General features: G+C 40.0%; 1 pseudogene. It reads left to right on the top strand.

From position 1 onward, the window contains the following. A pseudogene (locus AAEY87_RS14075) lies at positions 1–265 on the top strand (DUF2804 domain-containing protein); the annotation flags it as partial.

Here is a 265-nt window from a genome sequence, read left to right as displayed (position 1 = left end):
ATTAATAGCTATTTGCCAGACCGTCGTCATTTTGCCCTAAATCTAGCAATGGGCGTCAATGAAACAGGGGTTAGCGAAAATGCGTGCTGGCTGGATGGGCATATTTATTATTTACCGTCTGTGATGTTTGTCCGTGATGGTTTAAATTTGCCAGCTAATGAGCAAGATGATAATGCTAAAACCATAGATAATACGCGACAGCCTTGGCGTATTTATCATCAAAACCTCGGTTGGAGTAATGTAGATATTGATTTAACCTTTACAC

Source organism: Psychrobacter sp. S1-30-MNA-CIBAN-0213 (assembly GCF_040309845.1).
Lineage (GTDB): Bacteria > Pseudomonadota > Gammaproteobacteria > Pseudomonadales > Moraxellaceae > Psychrobacter.
The sequence above is the reverse complement of the archived record's forward strand: the minus strand, read 5'-3'. Positions and strand labels throughout refer to the sequence as shown.